The 7,163-nt window shown below is 69.7% G+C and carries 3 protein-coding genes and 1 pseudogene; 3 read left to right on the forward strand and 1 reads right to left on the reverse strand.

Annotated elements, in window-relative coordinates:
- Window positions 1-161 precede the first annotated feature (161 nt).
- Complete coding sequence (locus F6W97_RS39845) at window positions 162-1,568, reverse strand: GH1 family beta-glucosidase (protein ID WP_155375796.1); 1,407 nt, start codon at window positions 1,566-1,568, stop codon at window positions 162-164.
- Between the two features lie 298 nt (window positions 1,569-1,866).
- Between F6W97_RS39845 and F6W97_RS39850 the strand changes: the two genes are divergently transcribed.
- The 3 genes and pseudogenes from F6W97_RS39850 to F6W97_RS39860 form a co-directional block, all read left to right on the forward strand.
- Window positions 1,867-5,358, forward strand: a complete 3,492-nt coding sequence (locus F6W97_RS39850; protein WP_155375797.1) for a discoidin domain-containing protein — start codon at window positions 1,867-1,869, stop codon at window positions 5,356-5,358.
- A 242-nt stretch (window positions 5,359-5,600) separates the two neighbouring features.
- Window positions 5,601-6,653, forward strand: coding sequence for a LacI family DNA-binding transcriptional regulator (locus tag F6W97_RS39855; protein ID WP_155375798.1), 1,053 nt, complete (start codon window positions 5,601-5,603; stop codon window positions 6,651-6,653).
- A 287-nt stretch (window positions 6,654-6,940) separates the two neighbouring features.
- A pseudogene (locus F6W97_RS39860) lies at window positions 6,941-7,163 on the forward strand (hypothetical protein); the annotation flags it as partial.

Consider the following 7,163-nt stretch of genomic DNA (forward strand, 5'->3'; position numbering starts at 1 on the left):
CCGTCAAGGTCAGCTTCGAGTACGCGGGCGAGAGCGACAAGGGCCCCTACCCCGTGCCCGCCGACGCCAAGGTCGAGGGCGGGCGCAGCAGCGACGGCGACCGGCACGTCATCCTGTACGACGCCGCCCGGGTCTGACATCGGCCCAGCCCCGGGCCGGTGTCAGGCTGCGATGCCGCCATCCCTGATGACATCGCGGTACCAGTGCGCGCTGTCCTTCAGCAGCCGCTGCTGGGTGTCGTAGTCGACGCGGACGATGCCGAATCGCTTGCCGTAGCCGAACGCCCACTCGAAGTTGTCCAGCAGCGACCACACGAAGTAGCCGCGCAGGTCGGCTCCGGCGGTCATCGCCTCGTGCGCCGCGGCGAGGTGGGCGCGCAGGTAGGCGATGCGCTCGTCGTCACGGACCCGGCCGTCGGCGTCGACCTTGTCGTCGTACGCGGCGCCGTTCTCGGTGACGTACAGCGGCAGGTCCGGGTACCGGCGGTGCACGGCGGTCAGCACGTCGCGCAGGCCGGTCGGGTCGACGGTCCAGCCCATCTCGGTGCGCGGGCCGGGGGTCTGGTGGAACGTGATGTCCTGGCTGGCCGGGTACACCGAGGGCTCCTCGTGCGGGGTGGCCGCGGCGCTGACCAGGTCGGGGGCGTAGTAGTTGACGCCCAGCGCGTCGATCGGCGCGGAGATCACCGACAGGTCGCCGTCGCGTACGAAGGACCAGTCGCTGACCTGCGCGGTGTCGGCGACGACGTCGGCCGGGTACGTCCCGGTCATGATCGGGTCGAGGTAGATGCGGTTGAGCAGGCCGTCGATGCGCCGGGCGGCGTCGCGGTCGGCGGCCGACTCGGTGAGTGAGCGCACCGCGCCCTGGTTGAGGGCGATGGACACCTGCGCCGACGGCACCGCCGCCCGCAGCGCCTGCACGGCCAGGCCGTGGCCGAGCAGCAGGTGGTGCGTGGCGAGCAGGCTGTCGGCGGGGTTCTTGCGGCCGGGGGCATGGAAGCCCGCGCCGTAGCCGAGGAACGCCGAGCACCACGGCTCGTTGAGGGTGCACCACAGCTGGACTCGGTCGCCGAGGCGGGCGGCGACGACGGCGGCGTAGTCGGCGAAGCGCAGGGCGGTGTCGCGGGCGGTCCAGCCGCCGCGGTCCTCCAGCTCCTGTGGCAGGTCCCAGTGGTAGAGGGTGGCGGCTGGCTTGATCCCGGCGGCGAGCAGCTCGTCGACGAGCCGGTCGTAGAAGGCGATGCCGGCCGGGTTCTCCCCGGATCGCCCGCCGGGCTGCACGCGGGGCCAGGACACCGAGAACCGGTACGCCGACAGCCCGATCTCGCGCATCAGCGCGACGTCGTCGCGGTAGCGGTGGTAGTGGTCAGCGGCGACGTCGCCGGTGTGCCCGTCGGCCACCAGGCCCGGGGTGGCGCAGAAGGTGTCCCAGATCGACGCGGTGCGGCCGTCCTCCGCCACGGCGCCTTCGATCTGGTACGCGGCGGTGGCCGCACCCCACCAGAAGTCGGGGGGAAACCGCAGCTCCTGCGCGGTAGCTGCGGCTGGTGCCTCGGTCTGGGTGGGCATGGGTTCCCTCTCGTGGAAACGGGCCGGTGCGGAGAGCGCGCCGGGAAACGCGGTGGAGAGCGCTCTCCGAATGAGTCCCAGGCTCCCGGTAACGGGGCGTGAATGTCAAGAGCGGATGCCGTTGCGGCGATGAGGGAATCGACGAGAGGGGATACAAAACGCTCTCATGCGGACAGTTCGGCATAGTCGAGGGTCGCTGTCTTGACAGCGGAGAAATATCGGCGTAACACTCGGAGAGCGCTCTCCACCTCACGGCCCTCCGGCCGGAGCTCTCCCCGTTGCAACAGGTAGGAGCCCCATGACCCCCGTCAGTCACCGCCCGGGTGCGCGGCACATCGCCCGCCGCTGGCGGATAGCCATACCCATCGCGGTCACCACGGTTATCTCGTCCCTTGCGCTCGTCATCCCCTTCACCAGCGCCAGCGCCGCCGACTCGCTGATCTCGCAGGGCAAGCCCGTCACCGCGTCCTCGGTGCAGGGCGCCGACCTCGCCGCGGCCAACGCGGTGGACGGCAACTCCGGCACCCGCTGGGGCAGCCAGTGGGCCGACCCGCAGTGGATCCGGATCGACCTCGGCCAGACCGCGTCGATCAGCCAGGTGATCCTGGAGTGGGAGGGCGCTTTCGCGCGCTCGTTCCAGATCCAGACCTCGGCCGACGACGTGAACTGGACCCCGATCTACACGACCACCACCGGTCCGGGCGGCACGCAGACCCTCAACGTCACCGGCTCCGGCCGTTACGTGCGCATGTACGGCACGGTGCGCAACGCCGGCTACGGCTACTCGCTGTTCGAGTTCAAGGTGATCGGCTCGTTCGGCCCCGCGCCGAGCCCGAGCGGCAACCCGGGCGCCTGCGGCACCACGAACGTCGCCCAGGGCAAGACCGCCACCACCTCCTCGGTGGAGAACGCGGGCACCCCGGCCTCGGCGGCCGTCGACGGCAACGCCGGCACCCGCTGGTCCAGCCTGGCCAGTGACCCGCAGTGGCTGCAGGTCGACCTGGGCAGCACGCAGAGCATCTGCCAGGTCGTGCTGCAGTGGGAGAGCGCGTACGCGACGGCCTTCCAGCTCCAGACCTCGGCCACCGGCACCGGCGGCTGGACCAACATCTACAGCACCACCACCGGCCCCGGCGGCACGCAGACGCTGAACGTCGGCGGCAGCGGGCGCTACATCCGGATGTACGGCACCACCCGCGCCAACGGCTACGGCTACTCCCTGTGGGAGTTCAAGGTCTTCACCGGCGGCGTGGTGACGTCCCCGTCGACCTCGCCGAGCACCAGCCCGAGCACCTCGCCCAGCCCGTCGGGCAACTGGACCACGGTCTGGGAGGAGAACTTCGACGGCGCGGCAGGCACCTCGCCGAGCGGGGCCAACTGGCTGATGCGCACCGGCACGCAGTACCCGGGCGGCGCGGCGAACTGGGGGACCGGCGAGGTCGAGACCGCCAGCAACTCCACCGCCAACGTCTACCTCACCGGTGACGGCAAGCTGAACATCAAGGCGATCCGCGACGGCGCAGGCGCGTGGACCTCCGGCCGACTGGAGACCCAGCGCACCGACTTCACTCCGCAGCCGGGCGAGCTGCTGCGCTTCTCCGCCGTCATCCAGCAGCCCAACGTGGCCAACGGCCTGGGCTACTGGCCGGCGTTCCGGGCCACCGGCGCGGCCTACCGCGGCAACTACAACAACTGGCCGGGCGTCGGCGAGACCGACATCATGAGCGGGGTCAACGGCCGCAGCCAGCTGTCGAACACCCTGCACTGCGGCACCGCCCCGGACGGGCCGTGCGGTGAATACAACGGGCGCACCTCGGGCCTGGCGACCTGCCTCGGCTGCCAGACCGCGTTCCACGAGTACGCGCAGGTCATCGACCGCACCAAGACCGACGAGGAGATCCGCTTCTACCTCGACGGCCGGCAGACCTGGGTCGTGCGGGAGAGCCAGGTCGGCGTCGCCGCCTGGCAGGCAGCCGTGCACCACGGCTTCTACCTGCGGCTCGACCTGGCCATGGGCGGCCTCTACCCGAATGCCATCGCGGGCGAGACCGTGCCGACCTCGGACACCACCTCCGGCGGCGTGCTCGCCGTCGACAAGGTCACCGTGTCGAAGCAGACCGGCAGCACCGCCCCGGCGATGACCGACCCGGCGATCCCGGCCGGGCCGAGCGTCGTGCGCGTCACCGGCACGCAGGGCAACTGGCAGCTCCAGGTCAACGGCGCGCCGTTCCTGGTCAAGGGCCTCACCTACGGCCCGCCGCAGGGCGCCGCCGACGGTTACATGCGCGACCTGAAGAACATGGGCGTCAACACGATCCGCACCTGGGGCGTCGACGACACGCAGACCCCGGTGCTGCTCAACACCGCCGCCCGCCAGGGCATCAAGGTGATCGTCGGGCACTGGCTCAACCAGGGCGCGGACTACGTCAACGACACCGCGTACAAGAACGCCGTCAAGGCCGAGATCGTGGCCCGGGTCAACACGCTCAAGAACAACCAGGGCGTGCTGATGTGGGACGTCGGCAACGAGGTGCTGCTCACCATGCAGGACTTCGGGCTGCCGGCCGCCGAGGTCGAGGCGCGCCGCAACGCGTACGCCGCGTTCGTCAACGAGGTAGCCGTGGCGATCCACGCCGCGGACCCGAACCACCCGGTCACCTCGACCGACGCATGGGTCGGCGCGTGGCCGTACTACAAGAACAACTCGCCCGCGCTCGACGTGTACGGCATCAACTCCTACGGTGCGGTCGGCGGCCTCAAGCAGGCCTGGATCGACGGCGGCTACACCAAGCCGTACGTGCTCACCGAGGGCGGCCCGGACGGCGAGTGGGAGGTGCCCAACGACGCCAACGGGGTGCCGCTGGAGCCGACCGACCTGCAGAAGCGGGCGCAGTACACGGCGAGCTGGAATGCGCTGCTCAGCCACCCGGGCGTCGCGCTCGGCGGCACCGAGTTCCACTACGGCCTGGAGAACGACTTCGGCGGCGTCTGGCTCAACACGCTGACCGGCGGCTGGCGCCGGCACGGGTGGCACGCGCTGAAGCAGGCCTACAGCGGCACGCCGTCGGCGAACACCCCGCCGGAGATCACCAGCCTGACCCTGTCGAACACCACTTCGGTGCCCGCGGGCGGCCAGTTCACGCTGTACGTCGGCGCCAGCGACCCGCAGGGCGACCTGCTGCGCTACAACATCATGTACAGCAACAAGCACATCAACGGCAACCGCGGCTTCGACAACGTGCGCTTCACCCAGCTGGGTGGCAGCAACGAGTTCTCGGTGACGGCCCCGCAGCAGATGGGCGTCTGGAAGATCTACGTGTACGTGTTCGACGGCTTCGGCAACGTGGGCATCGAGCAGAAGTCGATCCGGGTCGTCGCGCCGACGGTGCCGGGCACCAACATCGCCCAGGGCCGTCCGGCGACCGCGTCGACCTACCAGCCGACCGGCACCAACGGGCCGCAGCTGCCCTCCTACGCCGTGGACAACAACTACGGCACCCGCTGGGCCAGCGAGTGGCTGACCACGGCGTGGCTCCAGGTGGACCTGGGCTCGGTCAAGACGTTCAACAACGTCCTGCTCGGCTGGGAGGCGGCGTACGCCAAGTCCTACCAGATCCAGGTCTCCAACGACGGGACCAACTGGAACACGGTCTACTCGACCACCGCCGGCAACGGCGGGTTCGACATCCTCCCGGTCACCGCGACCGGCCGCTATGTCCGTATGAACGGCGTGGAACGCGCCACCGCGTACGGCTTCTCACTGTGGGAGTTCGGCGTCTACCAGAACTGACGTCGGACCGCTCACCAGGTGCGGCGGGTGGAGGCCTCGACCCGCCCGCCGCACCATCTGCTCCCCATTGCTCGATCACTCGACTTGCCAGGCACCTGGGCGTATCTTGAAGCGCCATTCGCCCAGCTGCCTGGCAGGTCGGGCGATCATGCACCGCGTGGGTGCGTTGGGCCGGGAAACCGACCCAAGTCCGTGCAGGTCGAGGGCGGAGAGCGCTCTCCCTTTGTGCTATAAAGACGTTCATGACCAGTGACCAGACGCCGGCGCAGCGGCTGCCGACGCTCGAGGACGTCGCGCAGGTGGCGGGCGTGTCCAGGGCCACCGTCTCGCGGGTGATCAACAATATCCGCAACGTCGACCCGCAGCTGCACAAGGTCGTCTGGGACGCGGTCACCGCCACCGGATACGTGCCCAACCGGGCGGCGCGATCGCTGGTCACCGGCCGTACGGGCGCGATCGCCCTGGTCGTCTCCGAAGCGGAGAACCGCGCCGCGGACGACCCGTTCCTCGGCCGCTTCTTCTCCGACCCCTTCTTCGGCCGGGTGGTCGGCGGCGTGCTCAGCGTGCTGCGCCCGTCCGGGGTGCACCTCGCCCTGGTGCTCGCCGGTGACGAGGACGCCTGCGCCAAGGTCGTCTCGGACGTGCGCCAGGGACAGGTCGACGGCGTCGTGGTGCTGTCGCTGCACCCGCACGACCCGCTGCCGCGCCTGCTCGCCGACGCGGCCGTGCCCGCGGTGCTGTACGGCCGCCCCGCCGCCCCGATGCCGATCAGCTATGTCGACGTCGCCACCTACCAGGGTGCGAAGCTGGCCGCCGACCATCTGATCGCGCGCGGCTGTCAGCACGTCGCCACGATCTCCGGTTCGGTGGACATGCCGGCCGGCGTGGACCGCCTCAACGGCTTCCGCGAGGCGATGGCCAAGCAGGGCGTGGCGTACGTGCCGTCCTACGACGGCGGCTTCACCCAGGAGGGCGGCGAGCGCGCCATGGAGCGGCTGCTCGCCGAGCACCCCGAGGTGGACGGCGTCTTCGTGGCCAGTGACGTGATGGCCCAGGGCGCGATGATGGTGCTGCGCGACCGCGGCAAGTCGGTGCCCGACGACGTCGCCGTCATCGGCTTCGACGACAGCAGCGCGGCCCTGTCCAGCCGCCCCCCGCTGACCACCGTGCGCCAGCCGGTCGAGGACATGGCCGCCGAGATGGCCCGCCTCCTCCTGACCCGCATCGACCAGCGCGCCAACCGCACCACGAGCGTCATCTTCGACCCCGATCTGGTCCAGCGCGCCTCCGCCTGACCCTCTGGATCATCGTTTCCCGTTGATCATGAACTTATGGCACGGCTCGGCGGCGTGTCGTGCGCACAACTTCATGATCAACTTCTGTTGTTCGTATCGGCGGGTGTGCCGTAACCTGCGCGGATGTCTGTTCCTGTAACAGCACTGCAACTGACCCTTGACAGGAATGGGCGGCGGCGCGATGCTCTGGCGTGGGAGAGCGCTCTCCGATAGAGCGCTCTCACGAAGCTCCTCAGCACGTTACCCCAAAAGAACGCACCATCCCTTCCTGTGTTTGGAGGAAAAGCATGCGTCCAGCCCTCAACGGCGGAAGCCTGCGCCGCCGCGCCGTCATGGTCGCGGCACCGCTGCTCGCTGCCGCGCTGGTCATGACCACTGCTGCCTGTGGTGGCAGCGATGACCCGGCGAAGCCGGGTGAGAAGGTCAAGCTCACCATCGCGACGTTCGGTGAGTTCGGGTACAAGGACCTGTACAAGGAGTACCAGCAGCTCAACCCGAACGTGGAGATCG

This window comes from Catellatospora vulcania (assembly GCF_009720385.1).
Taxonomy (GTDB): domain Bacteria; phylum Actinomycetota; class Actinomycetes; order Mycobacteriales; family Micromonosporaceae; genus Catellatospora; species Catellatospora vulcania.